A 23,203-nucleotide genomic window follows, 5' to 3' on the forward strand; every position below is an offset into this window, starting at 1 on the left:
CGGAGGTGGCGGACATGGCGCAGCTCCGGCTCAGCCAGGCGACGGCGGAGACGCTGCCGCCCCGCAGATGCTCGCCCGACTCCTGGAGGCGGCGGGCCATGGCGGAGAACTCGCCCTCCAGGGCGTCGATCAGGCCGCGCAGGCCCTTGGCGTCGACGCGGCGCTCGTCGCGATGCTGGAATTTGCGCACCGCGAGCGCCAGCTCCTCAAGGTCTGTGCCCCCGACCCCCAACATGCGACCATGCCACCAAACATCCGTTCGGGCGTCAAGCGGCAAAAGGCTGTAAATCACGAAAAAGCTCTCGCTCCACAGCGGTACCGGGCCCGCGCCCCTCACCCTGACCCTCTCCCCGCAGGGGAGAGGGGGATCTTCCCCCACCGACATCGCTTGTGGGCCTCCCAGACCCCACGCGCACCCCCACACGCTCTGGGCCGCCAGGCCTGCCCCCAGACTCCGGATGCCGGCGCGCTGCTACGGGCGCTCCAGCTTCAGGGTCAGGAGCTTGAATGGGGTGAGCTCCAGCTCGATCGTGCCGTCCCGCACCACGACCTCGCGGCGCTCTCTCTCCAGCAGGTCGCACAGCGTCGCCCGCGTGGCGGGCAGGGTGGTGGCCAGGCGGGCCCGGCATCGACCTCCCCAAGCCTCGTAGAGCCGGACCACCACCGCGTCCGAATCCTCAGCGCGCTTGATCGTCTCGACCACGACCTGCGGTGTGTCGACCTCGATCAGCGAGCGTCGCTCGCCGGCACGCTTCTGGCTGCTCACGACCCGCAGCGGCGCGTTGAGGTCTTCGGCGGCCGCGATGACGCCGGCCTGGCGAAAGTCGCCGGGGTGGGGCATGAGGGCATAGGTGAAGCGGTGCCGGCCCCTGTCCGCCGTCGGGTCGGGGTGCGTGGGCGCTCGCAGCAGCGACAGCCGCATCACCGAGCCCAGGATGTCGTACCCGTACTTGCAGTCGTTGAGCAGCGCCACGCCGTAACCGGCTTCGCCGAGGTCCGCCCATCGCTGCGCGCACACCTCGAAACGCGCCGCGTCCCAGCTCGTGTTGGTGTGCGTCGGCCGTTCGAGGTGGCCAAACTGGATCTCGTAGGTCGCGTGCGGCGACCTCACCGCGACCGGGAACGCGACCTTCAAGAACTTGTGCTCCTCCTGCCAATCGACATCGGTCTCGAACCGAAGCACCCGCGATCCGGCATCGAGCACCATGCGCTGGCGAATGGTCGACGCACCGGACCTCCGCACCCACCTGACCGCGGCGCGCAGCGGACCGCCCTGCTCAACCTCCTCGGACGCCAGTGCCACCAGGTCGGCATGGTGCTGGCGGTAGCTGAGGTCGACATCCCATGCATCCCACCGGGCCGGGTGGTCGTCATGCAGCTGCAAGAGATTGCCTCGGGCTCGGTCCGCCAGCACCTCACGCCCGGCCCCCTTGTCCCAGATCGAGGTCAAGAGCCCGTTCTCGTCCCACCGCACCTGGAGCAGGTCGTTCTCCAGCTTCCGGCCGGACACGCCGACCTCTCCGCCGGCCGCGATGCCGGAGGCCTCGTGCACCGCCCACCCGCTCGCCGGCGCATCCACCATAACCGGCCCGCCGCCCGCCTCCACCACCTCACGCCGATGGTGCGAGTTGACGTTGAAGACGGCCATCCTTGGGCCAGTGCCGGCGAGCCGTGAGCGGGCGGCGGCGGAGATGCCGCCGGCGTTCTCGATCACCCGCTCGAGCTCGCTCTCGGCCTGCTCGTACACCCAGTCGATGCTCGACCCGGGGAGGATGTCGTGGAACTGGTTGAGCAGCAGCCGCTGCCACAGGTCCTGCAGCTCGCCCGCCGGGTATTTGCCGGCCGCGGCCACCGACCACATCTCCGCTTCGCGCAGCGCCTGCTCGGCCCGCCGGTTGAGCCGCTTGACGCGCGACTGCGTCGTGTAGGTTCCGCGATGGAGCTCGAAGTACAGCTCTCCGACCCACGTGGTCAGGTGTCGTGCTTCGGCCGCGGCCGATTCGAAGAAGTCGCGCGCCCGCCCCAGCTCGACGCGCGGGGCGCCGTCGAGGTCGCGCAGCCGGTGCGCGGCCTCGAGCATGTCGGGCTCCGGCCCTCCACCTCCGTCGCCCCAGCCGAACAGATACAGCGAGCGCGAGGACCGTTCCGCATCCTTGAAATTCGCCTCGCTGCGCACCACCTGCCCGGCCGTGAAGTCGCCGTTGTACGTGTCCGCCGGCGGGAAGTGCGTGAAGACGCGCGTCCCGTCGATCCCCTCCCACATAAAGGTGTGGTGCTCCGGCTTGTTCAACTCGTTCCATGACAGCTTTTGAGTGAGGAAGCAGTCGCAGCCCGCTTCGGCGATGAGCTGCGGCAGCGAGCCCGGATAACCAAACACGTCCGGCAGCCAAAGCTCTTTGACCTCATAGCCGAATTCCTTGAGGAAGAAACGCTTCCCGTGCAGCAGCTGGCGGACGAGCGACTCGCCCGAGGGGAGGTTGCAGTCGGCCTCGACCCACATCGCGCCGACCGGCTCCCATTGGCCCGACGTGACCTTGGCGCGCATGCGGCGGTAGATGTCCGGGTAGGAGACCTTCATCCACGCGTACTGCGCGGGCTGCGAGCAGGCGAAGCGGTAATCCGGGTGCTCGTCCATCAGCGCGAGCGCGGTCGAGAAGCTGCGGGCGCACTTGCGGCGGGCCTCCCGCAGCGGCCACAGCCAGGCGGTGTCGATGTGCGCGTGGCCGATGGCGGTGATCGAATGTGGCGAGTCGCTCGGGCGCGAGAGCAATTCGGCGAGCTCACGCCCGGCGTCCGGCGTGCATCCGGCCTCCAGGCCGAGTTCGATGCGGTCCGCGAACCGATGCAGGGCCGCCATGATCTCCCTTCGACGCCGATCGCCCTCGGGCAGGGCGAGCGCCAGCTCGAGCAGGACTTTGAAATCGAGCGCGAGGCGGCGCATGCCCTCGTCCTGGATCATCAGCTCCGCCTGTCTGAGCGTGAAGGCCTTCTGGGCCGACGTGCGCAGGGCGATCATCGAAGGCGCCGGCTCCGGGCCGGACACCGTCGCCGTGGGGTTGGCGGCGGCCTCGAGATGGAAGTCGATCTCTGGGCCTTCGACCGGCAGCCACCGGTGGTTCGGGTCGACGCCCCGCCACGGCCGGCCGTCCTTCCACGCCAGCGCCTCACACGTGAAGCCCGTGTCGCCGGTGAAACCCAGGTCGAACAGCGCTACCACTGACGCCCTCTTCCCTTGGGAAAAGAGGTCCCGTGAGGGGTCTTGGGCCTCGCGCCCGGGCCACCCGTCGGGCACCTGGCCGCGGACGCGAAACCAGGTCGTGCTCCACGGCGGGCCCCAGGCGTCGCCGACCCTGAAAGGCCGGTACTCGCCCCGGCGCGCCGCCTCAAAGCTGATGGGCTCGCCGCGCACGCAGAACGCCGTCAGCTCCAGCGGCGCGCTCCCGCGGTGGATCGCCCGCAGCAGCCGGCGCTCCAGGACTTGCCGCAGCCGGTCTGGATCGGAGGGCGCCACGCTGTCCGACATCATGGGCTCCGGCTGGCGCTTTCGGCCGAAAGACTCAGTCGTGCTGGGCGTCGACCAGCTCTTCGAGCCGCGCGACCATCTCGGCCAGGGTCGCGAACGCGGCCTCGACCGGCTCGGACGAGGTCATGTCGACCCCGGCCAGCCTGAGGCCGTCGAGGGGATACATGGACCCGGCGCTCTTCAGGAACGCCAGGTACGACTCGACCGCGCGCGGATCGCCGGCCGCGACCCGGTCGACCAGGTGGTCCGCGCCCGCGATCCCGGTCGCGTACTGGTAGACATAGAAGTTGCTGTAGAGGTGGGTGTGGAACTGCGCCCACGTCGAGCCGATGCGCTCCCGGTCCTCGGCGCCGACCTCGACCTCGGACCCGTAGACCTCGGTCATGAGGTCCGCCATCAGCTCGTTCAGATAGCCGGCGGTGATCGCTCCCCCGCGCTCGACCCGCTCGTGCATCTCCAGCTCGAGGCGAGCCAGCGCCGGCATGATGAACAAGTAGCGATAGAAGTTGGCCATCGCCTCTTCGATCACGGCGACCTGGAAGGCGGGATCGGTCTGGGTGTCGAGCAGGTGGCGTCGCGTCAGCGCCTGGTGCATGTTCGAGGCCACCTCGGCCTGGAACAGCCCGTAGCCGGCATAGATGAAAGGCTGCGTCTTGCGTGCGTAGTACGAATGCATCGAGTGACCGAGCTCGTGCGCGAGGGTGCTCATCGAGTAGATGTCGTCGTTGTAGCTCATGAAGATGAAGGGGAAGGTGTCGGGCACCCCGGTCGAGAAGGCGCCCATCCGCTTGCCCCGGTTGGGGTAGACGTCCACCCATCGCTCCTCCAGGGCGCCCCGGCGCAGGACGCTCACGTACTCCTCTCCCAGCGGCCTGACGCCCTCGGCGATCCACTCCACGGCCTGCTCGTAAGGCACGTGGAGAGTCGCCGTGCCCAGCTGCGCGCGAGTGTCGTAGGGCTTGAGCACGTCCAAGCCCAGCGCCCTTCTGCGCACCCTCCAGTAGCGATGCCACGTGCCCACGTGGTCGCGGAACGCGCGCAGGACGTGGTGGTAGACCTCGGTCGGGATGTGGCTGGGCTCGAGCGCCGCTTGCAGAGATGACGCGTAGCCGCGCGCGCGCGCGAAGAAGACGTCGCGCTTGATTCCGCCGGCGAGGCTCGCCGCCATCGCGTGCTGCATCGCGATGTGCGCGTCGGCGTAGCTCTCGAAAGCGGTGCGGCGGACCTCCCGGTCCGGGCTCGTGACCAGCGCCGCGATCGTCCCCTGGGCGACCTCCTGCCGCTCTCCTTTCGCTCCGACCGCGGGCGCGAATTGCAGATCGGTGTTGGCGAGCACGCCGTGGACCGAGAGCGCGGTGGCGAGCGGGTCCGACACCTGCGTCAGCACCTCCTCGACCTCGGCGCTGCGGATGCGGCGCTGCAGTTTCTCCAGGCGGTCGAAGTAGTGGCCGAGGTGCGCGAGCCGGCGCGAGTCCGCCACCCATTCGCGGAGCTTCGGCAGCCCGATCTGGATCATCTCCGGCAGCGCGAATGACGTCGTGGCGCCGAGCTGGGCCGCCGTCGAGCGGGCGCGGTCGGCGCGCGCGGCGGCGCCCTGGTCGCCGGTGTCGACCGAGTACGCCATCGTGCTGTACACCATCACCTTGCCCATCAACCGGTGGACGCGTTCCGACGCGTCGAACCAGTCGGCCAGGGCATCCGGTGAGTCGCCGAGGTGGCCTTTGAACTCGGCCAGGTCGGGCAGCCTCGCGAGGATCGTTTCGACCGCCGCCTCCCAGCCCGCCTCGTCCGGAAAAACGCTTTCGCCGTCCCAGGTGAAGCGCTGGTCCAGCTCCGCACGCCGCGGCAGGGAGTTGGTCACGGCGGCTAACACTACCTGGTGCGCGAGGCGGGTTTCCGGAGTGGCGGTAGCATTCGCCACGTGCCTCAAGCCAGCGCCAACGGGATCGCCATCGAGTACGAGACCTTCGGCGAGCCGCTCGGGTCTGCGCTGCTGCTGATCATGGGCCTGGGCGCGCAGATGATCAGCTGGGACGACGCCTTCTGCGCCGCCCTGGCCGGCCGGGGCTTTTTCGTCATCCGCTATGACAACCGCGATTCAGGCCTGTCCGCGAGAATGGAGGCCGCGGGGCCGCCGGATCTGGCCGCGGCGCTGGGTGGAGACCTCAAGCCGGCCTACACGCTGGATGACCTGGCCGGCGACGCGGTCGGACTCCTCGACGCCCTGGGCATTGTCGCGGCGCACATCGTCGGCGCCTCGATGGGAGGCTATGTCGCCCAGCTCGTGGCCATCAACCACCCACGTCGCGTCCTCACGCTGACCTCGATCATGTCCGGCCCGGGCGGGGCCGACGAGGTGCCGCCGAAGCCCGAGGGCATCGCGGTCCTCATGGCGGTGCCGCCATCGACGCGCGAGGAGCGGATCGAGCAGGCAATGTCGACGCGGCGGGTGCTGCTGGGCAGCCAGGATCTGTTCGACGAAGACTTCGAGCGCCGGCGCGCCGAGCGGGCCGTGAACCGCGCGTACTACCCCGTGGGCACGGGCCGCCAGCTGATCGCGATCCTGGCCGCCAAGGGCCGGCTCGCGAGGTTGGCGCGTGTCGAGGCGCCGACCTTGGTGATCCACGGCGTCGACGACGTCCTGATCCCGGTCGAGAACGGCCGCAAGGTGGCGGCCGTGATGCCTGGGGCGCGCCTGATCGAGCTGGAGGGGATGGGGCACGACCTGCCCAGGCGGGTGTGGCCGCAAGTCCTGGACGCCATCGCCGGCAACGCGCAGCGCGCGGGCGTGCTGCAGCGGAGCTAGGCGGCGTGCCGAGCCTTTACCTGGCGGCCGGAGCCGGCACCCTGGACGGCATCAGCCCGGCCCTCGCCCTGCTCGCGGGCCTGGTCTCGTTCGTCTCGCCCTGCGTGCTCCCGCTGGTCCCCGCCTACCTGGCCTACCTGGGCGCGCGGGCCGGCCAGCCGGTCGCGGCGGCGTCAGCCGGGGGCGTCGCGACCGCCGGCCGGGCGTCGACGTCGCTCCCCGTCGCGGCCGCCGGGCTCGGTTTCGTCGCCGGCCTGTCGCTGGTGTTCATCCTGTTCTTCTACATCTTCTCGCTCGTCGTCCAGCCGGTACGCGCATACGTGCCGGTCGTGGCCGGAGTCTTCGTCATCGCCATGGCCGCCCACGTCGCCGGCTTGATCCGGATCCCTTTGCTCTCGAATGAGTACCGGGTGATGAATCGGGCGCCGCAGGGTGGCGGCATCGCCGGCGGATTCGTGCTCGGGATGGGTTTCGCCAGCGGCTGGACGCCGTGCATCGGGGTGACGTTGAGCGCGGTGTTGAGCTCGGCGGTCACGGTGGGCACGACGGCGCAGGGTCTAGGCCTGATGGTGGCCTACTGCCTGGGCCTGGGTCTGCCGTTCGTGGCGCTGGCGTTCGCGCTCGAGCGCGCGCGTCCGCTGGTGCGCTTGGTCAACAGCCACCAGCGGGCGATCGAGCTGGCGTCCGCCGGCGTGCTGCTCGTGATGGGCGTGCTGCTGCTGATGAACAAGCTCACGGTCCTGTCGGCGGTCCTGTCGCAGCTGGTCCCCTCGTGGCCGTCGCCGGCCATCTGATCCGCTACCGGTCGAAGTAGCCCCGCCGGCTGAAGATCAGAGGGGCGACCCCCTCGCGATGCTCGCCTTCGGTGACGTGGCCGATGAGGACCCAGTGGTCGCCGGCTTCGATCGTCTGCTTCAGCGTGCACACGGCAAAGGCGGCGGTGTCCTCTTCCAGGATCGGGCCGCCGGCGCCGGTGTCGGAACGCCGCCACGCGACGGCGTCGAACTTGTCCGTCCGCTTGGTCGCCATGCGCCGGGCCAGCGGCTCGCGACCGGCGGCCAGGATGTTGGCGGTGAAGCCTCCGGTGTGCTGCACGGCGGGCAGCGTGTTGGATTTCCTGTCGACGCAGGCCAGCGCGAGCGGCGGCTCCAGCGAAACGGCGCAGAAGGCGCTCACGGTCAGCCCGCGCGGCAGCCCGTCCGGGCCGAAGGCGGTGAGCACCACGACGCCACTCGGAAAGCTGGCCATGACCTGGCGGAATCTCTGCGGCTCGATCACAGCAGCGATCGTAGTCGGGCCCCGTTGACGAACGCTTGTTTGGCGCTCCGGTACGGCGCAGACTTGCCTGCGTGGGGAGCTCGCTCGATCTCTTTTCGCCCGCCACGCGTGACTGGTTCCGGGCGGCCTTCGCCGCGCCGACCCAGGTGCAGGAGCGCGGCTGGCATGAGGTGGCGTCGGGCAAGCACGTCCTGATGGCGGCCCCGACCGGCAGCGGCAAGACCCTCGCCGCGTTCCTGTGGTGCCTGGACCGCCTGGCCGCCGAACCCCGGCCGGCCGAGGCGGAGCGCTGTCGCGTCCTTTATGTGTCGCCGCTCAAAGCGCTGGCGCACGACGTCGACCGCAACCTGCGCTCGCCGCTGGTCGGCATCCGTCACCAGATGGCGGCGGGCGGGCGGGTGGGGCCAGACATCTCGGTCGCCATCCGCACCGGGGACACGCCCTCCGACGTGCGCCGCTCGATGGAGCGTCACCCGCCCGACATCCTCATCACCACGCCCGAGTCGCTCTTTCTCATCCTCACGAGCGCCGCCCGGCGGATGCTCGCCTCCGTCAGGTGGCTGATCGTCGATGAGATCCACTCGGTCGCCGCCACCAAGAGGGGGAGCCACCTGGCGCTGAGCCTGGAGCGACTGTGCGCGCTGACCAAGGTCGAGCCGCAGCGCATCGGGCTCTCGGCGACGCAGCGCCCGCTGGAGGAGGTCGCGCGCTTCCTCGGCGGCGCCGGGCGTGAGGTGGCCGTCGTCGACGCCGGGAGGCTGAAGACGATGGAGGTGAGCGTCGAGGTGCCGGTCGAGGACATGGCGCGGCTGGCGGTGGAGGACGGCAGGGGCCAGGCCGCCAACAGCATCTGGCCGGCCATCTATCCGCGGCTGCTCGAGCTCATTCGCGAGCACCGCTCGACCATCGTCTTCGTCAACTCGCGGAGGCTGGCGGAGCGCATCGCGGCGAGGGTCAACGAGCTGGCGGAGGAGGAGCTCGTGCGCGCGCATCACGGCTCCATCGCCCGGGAGCAACGCCTGCTGATCGAAGACCAGCTCAAGGCGGGCGTCGTGCGCGGGCTGGTGGCCACGTCGACCCTCGAGCTGGGCATCGACATGGGCGCGGTCGACCTGGTGCTCCAGGTGGAGGCGCCACCCAGCGTGGCCGCGGGGATCCAGCGGGTCGGCCGGGCGGGCCACTCGGTGGGGGAGGTGTCACGCGGCATCGTCATCCCGAAGTTCCGCGGCGACCTGCTCGAGTCGGCGGCCGTGGTCGAAGGCATGCTCGAAGGCCGCATCGAATCCACGATCGTGCCCCGCAAGCCGCTGGACGTGCTCGCGCAGCAGGTGGTCGCGATGTGCGCCATGGATGAATGGAAGGTCGACGAGCTCGGACGCGTCGTCCGCCGGGCGTATCCCTACAGCGACTTGGGACCGCGAGCCTTCGAGTCGGTGCTCGACATGCTGAGCGGTCGCTATCCATCGGACGAGTTCGCGGAGCTGCGGCCGCGAATCGTGTGGGACCGCGTGGCGGGCACGGTGCGCGGCCGCGCCGGCGCCCAGCGGCTGGCGGTGACCAATCCGGGGACCATCCCGGATCGCGGTCTTTACTCCGTGAACCTGCTCGAGGACGGAAGGCGCGTGGGCGAGCTCGACGAGGAGATGGTTTACGAAACCCGCGTCGGCGAGACGTTCGTCCTCGGCGCCTCGACGTGGAGGATCGCCGAGATCACGCCCTCGCAGGTCCTGGTCACGCCGGCCCCGGGTGAGGCCGGCAAGATCGCGTTCTGGAAGGCCGACGCTCCGAGCCGGCCCGCCGAGCTGGGCGCGGCGCTGGGGAAGATGGTCCGCGAGCTGCGCGCCCTGGGACCGAAGGCGGCCGGGCGGCGCTTGCGAGAGCGGGCGGGTTTCGACGATCGCGCCGTCAAGAACCTGCTCGCCTACCTCGACGACCAGGCGGCCGCGACCGGTGCGGTGCCGGACGACCGCACGGTCGTGGTCGAGCGGTTCCGCGACGAGGTCGGTGACTGGAGGGTCTGCGTCCACACGCCCTTTGGGGGACGGGTGCACGCGCCGCTGGCGCTGGCCCTGGAGGCGCGGTTGAGGGATCGGCTCGGCGTCGACGTTCGCGCGCTGTGGACCGACGATGGCATCGCCATGCACCTGCCCGAGGTGGAATCACCGCCCGCGCTGGACGAGCTGCTGCTCGATCCCGAAGAGGTCGAGTCGCTGGTGGCCGCACAGCTGCCGGTGTCCGCTCTGTTCGCGGCCCGCTTCCGCGAGAACGCGGCGCGGTCGCTCCTGCTGCCGCGTCGCCGCCCAGGTCAGCGGACGCCGCTGTGGCAGCAGCGCATGCGCAGCGCGGGCCTGCTGCAGGTCGCCGGCCGGTATCCCGATTTCCCGATCCTGGCCGAGACCTGGCGCGAGGTGATGAGCGATCACTTCGACATGCCCGCGCTGACGGCGCTGCTGCGTTCGATCCGCTCGCGCGAGATCCGGGTCGTCGCCGTGGACACCGAACGGGCGTCGCCGTTCGCGTCGTCGCTGCTCTTCTCCTACGTGGCTGAGTTCATGTACGAGGGCGACTCGCCGCTGGCCGAGCGCCGCGCGCAGGCGCTGACCCTCGACCGGGAGCTGCTGGCCGAGCTGCTGGGCAGCGAAGACCTTCGTGAGCTGCTCGACCCCGAGGCGATCGCGGCGGTCGAGCTCGAGCTCCAGGGCCTGCTGCCGGAGCGCTTCCCGCGCGACTCGGACGAGGCGCACGACCTGCTCGTGCGCCTGGGCGACCTCACCGGCGAAGAGGCCGTGGCGCGCGGCGTCGCGGAGGCATGGCTGCTCTCGCTGCAAAAGGAACGGCGGGCGATCCAGGTTCGACTGGCGGGCGAGTCGCGTTGGATCGCGGCCGAAGACGCGGGCCGCTTCCGGGAGGCCGCCGGAGCGAGCCTGCCGGTCGGCTTGCCCGACGCGTTTTTGAGCCCGGGGCCGGAACCGCTGGAATCGCTGCTTCGGCGTTGGGCGCGCACGCATGTGCCTTTCGTCACCGCCGATCCGGCCCGACGCTGGGGGGTGCCGGTGGCGTCGATCGAGGCCGCGCTGGCGCGACTGGCGGCGCGCGGGGACGTGCTCGCCGGCGAGTTCCGGCCGGCGGCTCAGGGCCGGGAGCACTGCCACCCCGAGGTCCTGCGGCTGCTGCGCCGGCGGTCGCTGGCGGCGCTCCGGCGCGAGGTCGAGTCGGTCGCGCCGGAGGTGCTGGCCCGATTCCTGCCGGCGTGGCACGGGGTTGGAGTCAAGGTTGGCGGCGTCGATCGTTTGCTGGAGGTCGCCTTCCAGCTCCAGGGCCTGGCGCTGCCGGCCACCGTGATCGAGCGCGACGTCATCGCGAGCCGCGTTTCGGGCTACGCCCCGCGCCTGCTGGACGAGCTGGTGTCGATGGGTGAGGTGGTGTGGGTCGGCCGGGGTTCTCTGGGCACGAGCGACGGCCGGGTGGCGCTGTACCTGCGAGGCGACGCTCCGCGTCTTGTGCCGGAGCCCGCCGACGCGCCTCAGTCGGACCTTCACACGCGACTGCGCGATCACCTGGGAGCCCGAGGCGCGAGCTTCTTCCGCGACCTCTACAGCTCCTGTGGCGGCGGCGACGAGGAGGAGATGCTCGATGCGTTGTGGGACCTGGTGTGGTCCGGCGAGGTCACCAACGACACGTTCGCCCCCCTGCGGCTGCTGGGCCCGGCGGCCCGCAGACCGGCCCGGCGGCCGCGCCTGCCGCGACTCACGCAGCCGCGCGCCGCGGGCCGCTGGTCGTTGGTGGCGGACCTGGTCGGGTCGGGCGCGGCGGCGACCGAGAGGCTGCACGCCGAAGCGGGTGTCCTGCTGCAGCGTCATGGCGTGCTCACGCGGGAGGCCGTCGTGGCGGAGGGCTGGCCCGGAGGCTTCGCGGGGCTGTACCCGGTGTTGCGCGCCATGGAGGAGGCCGGCCGCATCCGTCGCGGTTACTTCGTCGAGGGACTGGGCGGTTCGCAGTTCGCGATGCCCGGGGCGGTCGACCGGCTGCGCTCGCTGCGGGATGCGGGCGGCGGAGTGCTGGCGCTGGCGGCGAGCGATCCGGCGAGCGCGTACGGATCGGTCCTGCCGTGGCCGCGATCGGATGGACGGATGGCGCGCGCCGCGGGCGCGTACTGCGTGCTGGATGACGGCGCCCTCGTGCTGTACCTGGAGCGCGGCGGGCGGTCGCTGCTCACCAACGGCGGGGTCGAGCCGGAGCACCTGCAGGCGCTCATCGATGTCGCCACGCGGGCCGGCAAGGTCGAGCTGCAGCGCGTCGACGGCGTGCCTGTCATGGAGTCACCTTTGAACGCCCTGCTGCGCGAGGCGGGCTTCACCTCGACACACCGAAGCCTGGTCGCCTACCGGTCCCGCGGCTGACCCAGGACGGTCCCACTGATGGCGCCCATAATGGGTTGGTTGGGCTCGCGGCTGTGGACATGTTCCCCGCCAGCCGGAGCCGAAGACGTGGAGGTGGACCATGTTGAGCTTCAAAGAGTCCCGAGCCGCGATTCCCGCCCAGGACATCGGGCGGGCCCGCAACTTCTACGAGCAAAAGCTCGGCCTTGCGCCTGGCGAATCGTTATCTGACGGCAGCGTCTTCTACAACGTGGGCAGCAGTCGCTTCCTCGTGTTTCCGAGCCACGGCAAGGCTTCCGGCGATCACACCCAGATGGGCCTCGAAGTCGACGACATCGCAGTCGCGGTGAATGAGCTGAAGGAAAGGGGCGTGGCGTTCGAGGAGTACGACTTTCCGGGCTTGAAGACCGAGGGCGGCATCGCGTCGATCGGCGAGGAAAAGGCCGCCTGGTTCAAGGACAGCGAGGGCAACGTGGTCGGCCTGCTGCAAAGGGCGGCCGTGGCGACCAGCAGCCATTGAGCTGACGACCCGCCGCACGCCCATCGGTCATGGCGCCGTGACCGCTCGCGCGCGATCGCGCCCGGGCGCGGCGCCGGAGCGGGCCCATGGAGGGCCCGTATCTTGGCGTCGAAAACCGCGACTGAACACTCGCAAACGACTGGCCGAGTCCTGAAGGTCGAGGAAGCCGACCTATTTAGGAGGCGAGCGGAGTGAAGTGATAGCTTGCGCGCGTGGCAGAAGCCTTTCCGTCGCGCGCCCAGATCCGGAAGGCCGCCAGCGTCATTCGTCATCTTTCCGATCCAGACCGTCGCAGCACCTACGACGAGTTTGTCAGGGCGATCGAAACGATCCAGCTTTTCCGAGCTGCTCACCAAACACCTCTTGTGAAGGCCAACATGGGCCTACGCTCGATCGCATCTTCGCTGAAGATCGACGCAGTGATCTCACAGCGGCTAAAGCGAATGGCGACGATCATGGACAAGCTGCACCGACACCCCACCATGGACCTGTCTCGAATGCAGGACATTGGCGGTTGCCGCGCCGTCGTGCGATCGATCGAAGACCTGCGTCGCATTGAGCGAAAGCTGAAGCACAACCGGCCACCGGTCGGCTATGACGACTACATCCTCAACCCCCGGGCGTCGGGGTACCGGGCGGTCCACGTCGTTGTCTGTTACGAAGATCAAGAGGGGATCGACAGGCGCATCGAAGTTCAGCTTCGGACCCCCCTCATGCACTCCTGGGCCATCGCCGTTGAGCGGCTCTCGGGGCGTCTTGACGTCGACGTCAAGAGTGGCTTCGGCCCCGGGGAGGTTCAGGTCTGGCTGGCGGCGATCTCGGAGGCGATGGCCTTGGAGGAACGGGGCGCTCCGGTTCCCGACAGCCTGCGTCTCAAGATCGCCGAAGCGCGCCAAGCCGGGGCGCCCTTTGTGGGAGACTAGCTAAATGAGCAAGGGCATCAAGCACTTCCTGATCGTCTTCGACCATGACAAAGGTGTCATGGAGGAACTGATCTCGTTCGAAGAAGACGGGGAACGGGCGGTGGCCGCATACTCAGCCAAGGAGAAGGAGCTTCAGGACCGGAAGCTGGTCGAGATCGTCCTGATCGGGGCCGACTCCCTGGAGACTGTCGAGCAAACCCACGCCAACTACTTCGACGGGAGCGTCGCCGTTTCCAAGTATCTGGAAGGCGTCAACCCCTAGGGTCTAGCACCGGGCACCCGCGGGGGGCGCCGCCTATCGTCCCGTCGGTCTGCCGACGTGCGACGCATCGGCGCACGAACCCGGCAGGCTCCCGCACACAGCCCGCTCCGACAGGCCACGGGTAGAATCGATCCCCTGATCCGGCATGCATGGCGCCCGAATCGCCAAGCGCCATGCGATGGCGGAAGGAGCGAATCAGTTGCCCATGTGATCGGGGAGTAGCGCAGCTCGGTAGCGCACTTGACTGGGGGTCAAGTGGTCGCGGGTTCAAATCCCGCCTCCCCGACCATTCCGACCTTATTTCAACCCACAAGATCTAGGAATGGGCACCGCGCGACTACAACATATTGCGGCTATGGGTAGCGGAGTGGGGAGAATAGGTACGGGATTTGAACCGGTCGGCTCCTCGATCGAGTTCGGTGGGCCTCGGGCGAAAGTGGTCTGGTCCTGGGGCTTCAACCGGCGACCATTGGGACCGGCTCTGTAAAGTTTCATTGGTCAAGGCTTTAGCCCCGATCTGCGGCGCGATCATCCTTCTTGTGTCCGGCTGCACAACTAACGCGCCGGCGCCAAGCGCCGTCTCGCCTCTGACGAAGGCTCCGACCTTTACGCCGCCGGCCAGACTGGCCGGCCTGGATCCCCGAACCGGAGGGGCTATGCCGCAGTGCCCCGCGGGGCCAACGCCGCCCATCGCCAGCCCGACCCGGCCGGCCAAACCGTCGAGTGGTGCGCCCGCCATGGCGATCACCGGCCAGGTTGGCGGCGACTCGGGAGCGGTGGCCGCTGCCGGCAACCTCATGTATGTGGGCGCCGGACCACGCGTTCTTGTGGTCGACGTATCCATACCCGGCAAGCCGGTCGAGATCGGAGAGACACCGATCCTCGGCGGTGAAGTCACAGGCATCGCGGTCAATTCAGGTTTGGCAGCCGTTTCGGCTGGATCGGCAGGCGTCTATCTGTTCGACGTGTCTGCGCCGAAAGACCCGAAACTGCTCGGTTCATATTCAGCGCCGGGTTTTGCCCATGGGGTGGTGCTTCTGGGCAACCGCTATGCCCTGGTGGCGGATGGTCCAGCGGGGTTTGCAGTGCTCGACATTGCCAACCGGCAAAAGCCAAAGCTCGCGGGGGCAGCTTTCGGCAATAACGACATTTTGGATGTAGCCGTCAACGGGAATTTCGCCTATCTCGCCGCAGCCGATGCGGGACTGCTTGTAGCCGACATCTCGAAGCCCGACAAGCCCACTGAGGTTGGCCGGTTGGCCACTCCCGGATTCGCGTACGGGGTGGCCGTCTCGGGGAACACGGTGGTCGTTGCCGACGGTTGGGCGGGGATTGCCGTCGTCGATGTCCGCGACGCCAGTCATCCGAAATCCTTGGGCATCCAGGCGACGACCAGTTGGGCTCTCGGCGTGGCGGAGGATTCAACCAGCGCGTATGTGGCGAGTGCTTCGGGAGGCCTCGAGGTAATCAATCTCAAGAAGACGGCGCCGTTCACGACAGCCGGAACATTCCCAGTCGACGGCCGCGCGGTTCGGGTGGTGATCGACGGTGGCATCGCCTACCTCGTGGACAGCTTCTCGGGCGTGACCCTTCTTGACGTGACTCGCGGAGGCACGCCACGCGAGATCGGCGCGTTTTCGACAGGCGGCTTCGTCGCCGCCGCAGCGGTGCAGCAAGGTCTGGGTTACGTTGCGACTCAGACCGAGGGCTTGCGTGTCGTCAATCTAGAGCAGCCGGCGCGGCCGGTCGTGGTGGGTGGAGTGGCTACCGTCGCCGAAGGCGGTGCGATGGCGGTGGTGGGCAACAACGCCCTGATGTCAATGGTGGAGCCGGTAGGCACGCTCACCGCGGGCTCGACCGTGTTGGGCGTTGACGTCTCGGCCGGCGCCCCTCCACGAGCCGGGCCTCCGCAAGCTCTCCCGGAGAGCGGAGTCACCCGCGATCTGGCTGTCGAGGGGGGCATCGTCTACTACGCCATGGAGTCCGGCCTGACCATCGTTGACGGCCGGCAGTCACCGCCCTGCATGCTGAGCTTTCTCCCGACCGCCAATGTCAGCACCGGGGTCGCGGTGTCGGGGAGCCTGGCATATGTCGGCACCGGATCCGGACTCGTCGCAGTCGACATTTCGGATCCCCGAAACCCTCGACTGATCAGCACGCTGTCCCCGGGCGGCTTCTTCCCTCCAGATGCGGACGCGGTGGATGTTTCCGGAAACCTGGCCGCCTTGATCGGTTCGAGTGGTGGACTGACATCTGAGCTCGCTTTGGCCGATGTCACGAACCCGGCAGACATGCGCGGCCTCGGAACACTGCGGCTTCCCGCTTCCTATACGGGGCGGCCGCGGATGCTGGCGTTTGCCGATGGCCGCCTTTACGTCGCCGACGGTGCGGCGGGCCTGCTGGCGATCGACATCACAGATCCGCTCCACCCCTCGATCGCGGCTCAGCTGCGTGTACCGGGAGGCGCCGAAGGGGTCGTGATGGAAGGCCACTATGCCTACGTCGCGGGAGGTAGTGGCGGCCTGATCATCGTCGATCGCGGTCCCGGCCCCACGGCGATGGTAACTTCGAATGGCGAGCCGGTAGCCGACAATCCGTCCACTTCGGCCGCCGTTGACGCTCGCCTCGACGCCTATCAGGCCGGGCCGCGAACCGGTCCATGCGGCTCACCCTTACCGCCGTGCCCGAGCCCGCCCCCGGGAACCCTCGCCACCTGCAAGGTCACGACCGCAGCCGATGCAGATCCCGGAAGCCTGCGCGATTGCCTGCAGCAGATCGATACCGGCGGCACCGTCACGTTCGATCCTGCGGCATTTCCACCCGGTGCGCCAGTAACGATTCAGCCGCATCAGCCGCTATCAATCTACCGCGACAACATCACCCTGGACGCCACAGGCGCCGGCGTCGTCATCGATGGTTCGGCGCTTGCCGGAGGCAATGGCGGCTCGGATGGTCTTGTGATCAACTCGAACGGAAACACGGTGAGCGGCCTGGAGGTGATCCACTTTCCCGGTTCAGGGATCGCGTTGGGCGGGAGCCACACCACCATTGCTCGCAACGTGCTCAGCGGCAATGGAATCGCCGGTCTGAGTCTCTGCTGCGCGGGGCCCACCGATGATCGAATCGTCGGCAACCGGATAGGGACCGATGCAACTGGGTCGAAAGCGCTCGGCAATGGCCATTCCGGTATCAGCGTCGGCGGGGCCAAGAGAATCACGATCGGCGGCCCTGCCCTCGCCGACAGGAACGTGATCAGCGGTAACGGTCAGGACGAGCTGGACCTGAAGGGACTCTCGGATTCGGTTATCGAGAACAACTACATCGGAACGGATGTCGCCGGGTCGAGGGCGCTGGACGCCGCGAACCGCCAGGCTGCGATCCTCATGTACTCGGGCTGTCCACGTAACGTGATCAAAAACAACGTGATCGCTGGGACGCTGACCCTGACCGATGACTACACCTCATACAACGAGGTTTTCGGGAACATGATCGGGACCGATGCCAGCGGGGCACACCGCCTGGCCCTTGCAGGAGGCGAGGCGAATGTCACCGTAGCTTCCACCGCCGATTTCAACCGCATCGGTGGATCAACGCCGTCCGACCGAAACGTGGTCACAGACCAGGTGGCGGTGGCTGGACCGCACAACGTTGTCATCGGCAACGCGATCGGTGTCTCCGTGGACTACAAGACCGTCTTCTGGCCAGGATCGCTCCCGTCGACGTTCCCATTTCCACCGAACGGGTTCCCTCCAGTCGACCTACAGGGGTCGGATGACTACGTGCTCGACAATTCAATTGCCGGCGGTGCCCACGCCGCGATCCAGCTGAGCGCGTCGGCCAGCTTCGACCTCATCGCCGGCAACTACGTTGGAACCGACGCGGCCGGCGCAGCGGTACTCGTTCCGTCAGCCGGCATCGTGCTCGAAGATGCGTGGAACGATTTCATACAGGACAATGTCGTCGCCACCGCTTCGGGTCCGCGCATCACCATCGTGACCGGCAGCGCGTCAAACTGGGTTCGAGACAACAAATTGCCCGGGTCTGGCCCTGGCCTTGCGGATATGGGTAAAGACGACATCGCTTCCGGCAACAGCTCCTGAGGGGAATCTGCCGCGAAGAGGCCAGAGTCCCAGGGCGCTTAAAGTGGCGAAAAGTCACTGGTCGTCGATCGGCGTAGCCGGGAAGGTCTCCAACTCGGGCCAGTACACTCACGGCGCCAATGAGCCAGCCCCCGCCTCAGTTCTCCGAACTCCACGTAGCGAGGCGTCTGCGTGACCAACTTTTTGAACCCCACAGCCGGATGAGGAGAACCTGATGTCCGGTTCGATGAGGGGCGGCTGGGGGCTTTGGCCGAACCAGTCGACTTAACTCATACATCCCAATATGCGGCTCGCCGCCGCGGTCAGGTTTGCAGGTTCACGGTGAACGAGCCCGGTTCTGTGTGATACACCGGATTTGTGCCTGCGGAGACATTCGCGCCATGCGTGAACCCTGTGAACGAACCGGTCATGCTATTGCCCGATCTTTGGAAACTGCCTACTGGCGTACCACCCGGACCGAGTAGCCCTAAGAACGTCGCGGACCCAACCGTGCCGGTGAGTTGGTATGACAAATTCGCGTCACCGAAGAAGTCCGCCCCGGAAGCGGGATTGGCGTTGTCGTGCGTGAATCCGCAGTTCCTCAACATCGAGGCAGTGCTACCGCTCGTGTGGAAAGTGAGGGTTACGTCGACATGGCCGGCGTCTGAGCCGGGGCGGACATCCATTTCTACCTGCGTCGGCCAAGTTGCGGTGGCCGCTACATCAGTGCAGAGGGGCGTGTCTCGTCCACCAGGTTGGTCGAAAACCATATTGCCGCAATTAACACATTTGGTTACGACCACGACGGAGACGGACGTGGAGCTGATCCAGGTGCCGACTGGTCCGTGACTCCCTGCCGATCCTTGGGTCGCTGTCGGACTCTGTCCCGAGCCGTTGGCACTGCAGGCGGCCAGAAGTAGCGGAACGATCAGGAGGGAATTTCGGAGAATCCTCACGGGTGGGCCTCCATTCGATGCTTAGCCACGTCCGTCGGAGTCTAACTAACTCCGACGGCCGATATTCGATGCTCTCGCGCCAGGATTTCCATGCCCACCACGGAGGATCGCGCGCCTCGGTGTCGGTTGTGGGGCGGGCGAGCTTCTGGCCGGCGCCTTGGACCCGACTATCGGCTCCGGCTCCTGACGGGACAGTCGGCGATGCCGACTTCTCGGGCCGGACTTGGACCGGTGTATTCGAACCGCTCACCGATCCTGCTTACTATGCTCAGGTCGAGGTCGATCCGGAAACCGCGACGATCGCGTGGCCGGATGGACTGGACATGGCCCCGGAAGCCCTCGATGAGGAAGCGCGCAAGCATCCGCTGACCGTTGCGTAACCGCGGAGCAACTCGAGCACCGATTTGTTCGAACGCCGTGAGGGGTTCAAATAGTGTCCCGTCACCCCGACCAAAACTTGAATCCAAAACGTATCGCATCGCCCCCACCAAAAAGTCGCTCGGCTACCTGAGGTTGGTTCCGCTACCGCGAGCTGCTGTGCGACCGAAGCCTGCTGTGCTAACCCATCCTCACTGCTTCGCGGACGTTGGGTACACGTCGGATCCTGGGCTAACTGGGGAACCAGGGCGACCACCCCGTTTGAAACCGGTGTGTAAGAGCAGGAGAGCGATTCGGCCGACACTGAAGGTGGGTCTGGCTACACCGCGACACTCGCCGCCGTAGGGCGAGCGGTACACGCGGAAGGCGACCGGCCACTCGTCACGGATCAGCCGCAGCCTGTTCAGCGCGGACGAGTTCGACCGGCTGTTAGTCCGGGTCGGTTTCGTGTGCGTTTAGGCATAGCCTTCCACAGTCGATAGCCGCCGGCGATTGCATTTGCGTTGGAGCCGAGCCGCACGCCCTTCGGCAACTTGCGTAGGAACTTTGCGTTACCGCCGCCGACGACAACATCGTCGGGTTCTAGGGCGGCTCGCAATCGAGTGAGCACGGCCGCGACATTGCGGCGCCATTTCTTCTTGCCCAGTCGGTCCAATGCCGCCTTGCCAACCCGGTCCTCATATGTCTGGCCAGTCTTGTAAGGCAGGTGGGCAAGTTCCATCGGCTCGAGCTGACCGTCGACGATGAGCGCCGAGCCGAGTCCCGTGCCCAGCCCGAGGAAGAGCATGCGGCCGCCCTTGTAACTTCCCAGAGCCTGCATTGCGGCGTCGTTGATCACGCGCACGGGATGGCCAAACGCCTTCGCGAAGTCGAACCCGACCCATCCGCCTCCCAGGTTGACCGGCTCGCTTACCGGCTTGCCATGCAGAACCGGTCCGGGGTAGCCAATCGCCACGACCGAGTATCGCCATCCGGCAGTTCCGTCTTGAACCTGTCGCACCATCTCGATTGCAGTCATCTTCGGACCGGATCGAATCTCGAGAGGCTTCCTGCGACCCGTGGCGAGCGCTTTGACATGGGTGCCACCGACATCGATTACGAGGATGTCCAAAGTCGAACCGGAGCATAGACTGCCCACACCGACAATCGGTGGGTGAATGGCGACATGGGCGCACTCAATACCGATGGAGCCGTAAGAACCGACTGCGGCATCACGAAGTTCCTTGCAAGACACGAGAACTCTGCGTTGCCGGGTTGCGAGACATGCGCTCCACAGCTGTTTCGCTGCTGCGAGATCTGACCAACACGCCAGCACCTGAGGCGATCAGTCAGCCAGCGGCGAATCTGAAGGCAGCGACCCAACAATTCATCGACCGGGTAGATGCATCGATTCGCACAGTGCAACAGCCTGGCAGCGACTACGTCAACGCTGCGGACAATCTCGACCTTCATGCGCTCAACCTCGCCGCCGGCGGAGTGGTCTGCTGGCCGGCGAACGTTATCCCAGCCGAGGCGGGCGAAAGCGGCGCCGGTTACGTTTGCCATTAACAGGTACTGGGCAAGTGGCGCTCTGTCGAAACCAGTTGGGGCAAAGACAGCAGCGGGTTGTTGAGATCGTCGGAAAGCAAGCGCGGCGCGCCCTGCTGAAACCTTGCCCATGTAGTAGTTCAAGTAGCAAACCGTCGGAAAAACGCTTCAAATCTGGACGGAACACATGGCTCCTTTAGAACTTTGGAATTGAAACCGATCGTTTCGGCGATTTCGGGACGGAAGTTCGCAGAGTTCGGGACCGTGAGCGAACAACAGCGGCGTATCGGGTACCGGCCAGGTCGTCAAGGGTTCCGGGGCGTTTACCATCACCATAAAGCTCACGGGAATGGCCCCCGGTTCCAGTCATATCTCCCACGTCCACGCCGGTTCATGCGCGAAACCCGGTGGCATCGCCTACGCCTTGAGTCAGGTGATTGCGGATTCCTCGGGCGCGGCAACGGTGGTCAGCCAGGTGCCGGCTGAGTACGCGGTCCCGGCGGGAGGCTGGTACGTCAACGTCCACCACGGCCCAGACTTGACCGCTCCAGTCAACGGCCCGAGCATCTCGTGCGGGGATCTGCCCGCGGCCTGACTCACGGCCGCCTTCTTCACCGTGCGTTGACAACCGAGTGCGCATTTCAATCACGATCTGCGGGACACCCGGTGATCAAGACTCCATATATCCGGCTATGCTGCGCGGCCTGTACAAAGATGCTGAGCGCTTTCGGAAGACATACTGGGAACGCTTCCCCGGCGTCTACTTCACCGGCGACGGGGCTCGCGTCGACGAAGATGGGGACTATTGGCTCATGGGCCGGGTGGACGACCTGACGAACGTTTCCGGCCGCGGCCGCGAGAAAGCCGCGCGAGCCGAAGAATAGCGCCCGTCACGGCCGGACCGGCGGTCCGGCGAGTCGAATCGGATCGCCTTCGTGATTTCAGCCCTGTCATGGCCGCCGGAATTCTTTCCACGGCCGCCCAGGTCGAGGGCCAGGCTGCGCTGTCTGGGGTCCTCTTGGCTCTGGCGGTTGTCTCCTTCTTGGCTCTGGTGGCGAGCGACTTGTGGCGCGCCGGCCGCCGCCGTAGATCGATTTTGTCCAGCAAGTCCGATCCGCACTTCGCGCTGGTTCTATTCACCTGGGTCGCCGCCTGCGGCGTACTTGGAGATCGCCTTGCCGGCCTTTGGCCGGCTGCGCCATTGGTCTTCGGCGTTCTCGCGATCACAGGCTGGGTGGCGGCCGCCGCCGCCTCTGTCAATCTCGTCCTGGGTCAATCCGGGGGATGGGCCGCGCGGTCGATCAGGGGCTCCTGGTTGCTCGCCGTGGTGGCGACACAATCGCTGTCGATCTTGGCCGGCTCTGTCGCGAGGCAGCTTGGGGGCGGTGCGATCCTCGACGTCGGCGTCGGCCTCTGGGCCTTGGGCCTGACTCTTTATGTCGGTCTGATCGCGCTCATCCTGCGCCGCCTCGCGCGACATGAGGTACGCGCATCAGGCATGACCCCCGATTACTGGATCACGATGGGCGCCCTGGCGATCTCGACGGTTGCCTCAACTGTGGACGGGCCGCTGACGGCCGGGCTTGCGGTGGCGACCTGGCTGGGTGGGGCTGCCTGGGTACCCTACTTATGTGTGGCGGAGCTCGTTGGCGTACGGTGGCGCGGGACGAGCCTCACTTACGACCCGCTGCGCTGGAGCACGGTTTTCCCTCTGGGGATGTTCAGCCTGGCCACGTTCGAGCTGGGCCGCACGATCGGTTGGCCCATGTTCGGCCCGATAGGGCTCCTCTTCTTCTGGGCCGGCCTGATTCTGGCCGCGGTCAACACAGCCGGCGCGGTGCGGGCGGTTGCGCACGCCAACCGATCGCATTGTTAGCGCGCTCACGGCGTCGGGCACGGGGGCAGCCACGATGGCATCGCGATCGAGGCTGTGCCGAAAGGCAGGCTGCTCAGCACGCCGGAGGTCACGCCGGACTGCTCCAACCAGTGTGGGACTGTAGGTAGCCGCTGACCGAGGGCCCGTGGGGCGGTGCCGGGGCCTGGCTGAGCGACCGCTTCGGCATCAACTGGAACCTCGACCTCGAGCCAATTTCGAAAGCAAGGACGACGTGTTTCTCGGCCGTGGAGACGACCGAATCGAGGAGTTGGTTCGCGCCATTCGCGAGCGTGACCGGCGACAGCCCATCGTCGTCGCCATCCGACATGTTCTCCTACGCGGCAGCGATTCACAGCAGGTGGGTCGATCGACCAAGCGGTCCGTTTCCGTCGAGATGGTCGATCTGCTCCGTCACCCTTCGGTTCGTGCCCGCCTCCGAGAGCGTTGGAACCGATGGGAGGACCGCATAGCCGAAGTTATCGCCGAGAGCGTGGGGGCCACGCGCAGTGATCCGGAGCCCCGCGTGGTCGCTGCTGCGCTTACCGGTGCAATCCGGGTCGCGGCGGCCGCGGCAGAGCACGAAACCACGCCTGCACGGAGGCGAAGCGTGGCCAAGCGCGCTTTCGACCTTCTTGAGATCGGATTTGCACGCTACGGAGCGTCGCCCAGCCGCGAATAGCCTGCCTGTCTGGGGGG

16 protein-coding genes and 1 tRNA gene are annotated in these 23,203 nt (G+C 67.2%); 12 read left to right on the forward strand and 5 right to left on the reverse strand.

Annotated features, from left to right (window positions below):
• The 3 genes from EPN29_00545 to pepF all read right to left on the reverse strand — a co-directional run.
• Window positions 1-235, reverse strand: a 235-nt coding sequence (locus EPN29_00545) for a hypothetical protein (protein ID TAN34848.1), incomplete at its 3' end; no start/stop codon positions are given.
• 237 nt (window positions 236-472) lie between these two features.
• On the reverse strand, window positions 473-3,526 hold the full coding sequence (locus EPN29_00550) for an alpha-mannosidase (GenBank protein TAN34849.1): 3,054 nt from the start codon (window positions 3,524-3,526) through the stop codon (window positions 473-475).
• Between the two features lie 31 nt (window positions 3,527-3,557).
• Window positions 3,558-5,384, reverse strand: a complete 1,827-nt coding sequence (pepF, locus tag EPN29_00555) for an oligoendopeptidase F (protein ID TAN34850.1) — start codon at window positions 5,382-5,384, stop codon at window positions 3,558-3,560.
• A gap of 141 nt (window positions 5,385-5,525) precedes the next feature.
• Here pepF and EPN29_00560 point away from each other — a divergent pair, with 141 nt between their 5' ends.
• On the forward strand, window positions 5,526-6,329 hold the full coding sequence (locus EPN29_00560) for an alpha/beta hydrolase (GenBank protein ID TAN35017.1): 804 nt from the start codon (window positions 5,526-5,528) through the stop codon (window positions 6,327-6,329).
• Entirely contained in the window at window positions 6,263-7,123 is an 861-nt protein-coding gene (locus EPN29_00565; GenBank protein ID TAN34851.1) for a cytochrome c biogenesis protein CcdA, read from the forward strand. The genes EPN29_00560 and EPN29_00565 overlap by 67 nt, the downstream gene beginning before the upstream one ends.
• A 4-nt stretch (window positions 7,124-7,127) precedes the next feature.
• Here EPN29_00565 and EPN29_00570 read toward each other — a convergent pair whose 3' ends face one another.
• Window positions 7,128-7,607 (reverse strand): flavin reductase, encoded by a 480-nt coding sequence (locus EPN29_00570; protein TAN34852.1) that lies wholly within the window; start codon window positions 7,605-7,607, stop codon window positions 7,128-7,130.
• Between the two features lie 71 nt (window positions 7,608-7,678).
• Here EPN29_00570 and EPN29_00575 point away from each other — a divergent pair, with 71 nt between their 5' ends.
• The 7 genes from EPN29_00575 (at window position 7,679) to EPN29_00605 (ending at window position 19,106) form a co-directional block, all read left to right on the forward strand.
• The gene (locus EPN29_00575) at window positions 7,679-12,007 is read left to right on the forward strand and encodes a DEAD/DEAH box helicase (protein TAN34853.1); all 4,329 of its coding nucleotides are present in this window, start codon (window positions 7,679-7,681) and stop codon (window positions 12,005-12,007) included.
• 100 nt (window positions 12,008-12,107) lie between these two features.
• On the forward strand, window positions 12,108-12,506 hold the full coding sequence (locus EPN29_00580; GenBank protein TAN34854.1) for a VOC family protein: 399 nt from the start codon (window positions 12,108-12,110) through the stop codon (window positions 12,504-12,506).
• 212 nt (window positions 12,507-12,718) lie between these two features.
• Entirely contained in the window at window positions 12,719-13,429 is a 711-nt protein-coding gene (locus tag EPN29_00585; protein ID TAN34855.1) for a hypothetical protein, read from the forward strand.
• A 4-nt stretch (window positions 13,430-13,433) separates the two neighbouring features.
• Window positions 13,434-13,691 (forward strand): hypothetical protein, encoded by a 258-nt coding sequence (locus EPN29_00590; GenBank protein TAN34856.1) that lies wholly within the window; start codon window positions 13,434-13,436, stop codon window positions 13,689-13,691.
• A 212-nt stretch (window positions 13,692-13,903) separates the two neighbouring features.
• Window positions 13,904-13,980: transfer RNA gene (locus EPN29_00595), tRNA-Pro, on the forward strand.
• 130 nt (window positions 13,981-14,110) lie between these two features.
• Window positions 14,111-17,791: a hypothetical protein gene (locus tag EPN29_00600; protein ID TAN34857.1), complete on the forward strand. Its 3,681-nt coding sequence runs from the start codon at window positions 14,111-14,113 to the stop codon at window positions 17,789-17,791.
• A gap of 1,003 nt (window positions 17,792-18,794) precedes the next feature.
• On the forward strand, window positions 18,795-19,106 hold the full coding sequence (locus tag EPN29_00605; protein TAN34858.1) for a DUF2442 domain-containing protein: 312 nt from the start codon (window positions 18,795-18,797) through the stop codon (window positions 19,104-19,106).
• A 401-nt stretch (window positions 19,107-19,507) separates the two neighbouring features.
• On the opposite strand, the gene EPN29_00610 is transcribed toward EPN29_00605, so the two are convergent.
• A complete protein-coding gene (locus tag EPN29_00610; protein TAN35018.1) occupies window positions 19,508-20,215 on the reverse strand; it encodes an ROK family protein in 708 nt (235 codons plus the stop codon).
• 152 nt (window positions 20,216-20,367) lie between these two features.
• On the opposite strand from EPN29_00610, the gene EPN29_00615 reads away from it, so the two are divergent.
• The 3 genes from EPN29_00615 to EPN29_00625 all read left to right on the forward strand — a co-directional run bounded on the left by EPN29_00615 (window position 20,368) and on the right by EPN29_00625 (window position 22,507).
• Window positions 20,368-20,652, forward strand: coding sequence for a hypothetical protein (locus EPN29_00615; protein TAN34859.1), 285 nt, complete (start codon window positions 20,368-20,370; stop codon window positions 20,650-20,652).
• Window positions 20,653-21,323: 671 nt separating this feature from the next.
• The gene (locus tag EPN29_00620) at window positions 21,324-21,515 is read left to right on the forward strand and encodes a hypothetical protein (protein ID TAN34860.1); all 192 of its coding nucleotides are present in this window, start codon (window positions 21,324-21,326) and stop codon (window positions 21,513-21,515) included.
• 68 nt (window positions 21,516-21,583) lie between these two features.
• Window positions 21,584-22,507: a hypothetical protein gene (locus EPN29_00625; protein TAN34861.1), complete on the forward strand. Its 924-nt coding sequence runs from the start codon at window positions 21,584-21,586 to the stop codon at window positions 22,505-22,507.
• Window positions 22,508-23,203: the final 696 nt, after the last annotated feature.

It is taken from the genome of bacterium (assembly GCA_004299235.1).
GTDB lineage: Bacteria > Chloroflexota > Dormibacteria > Dormibacterales > Dormibacteraceae > SCQL01.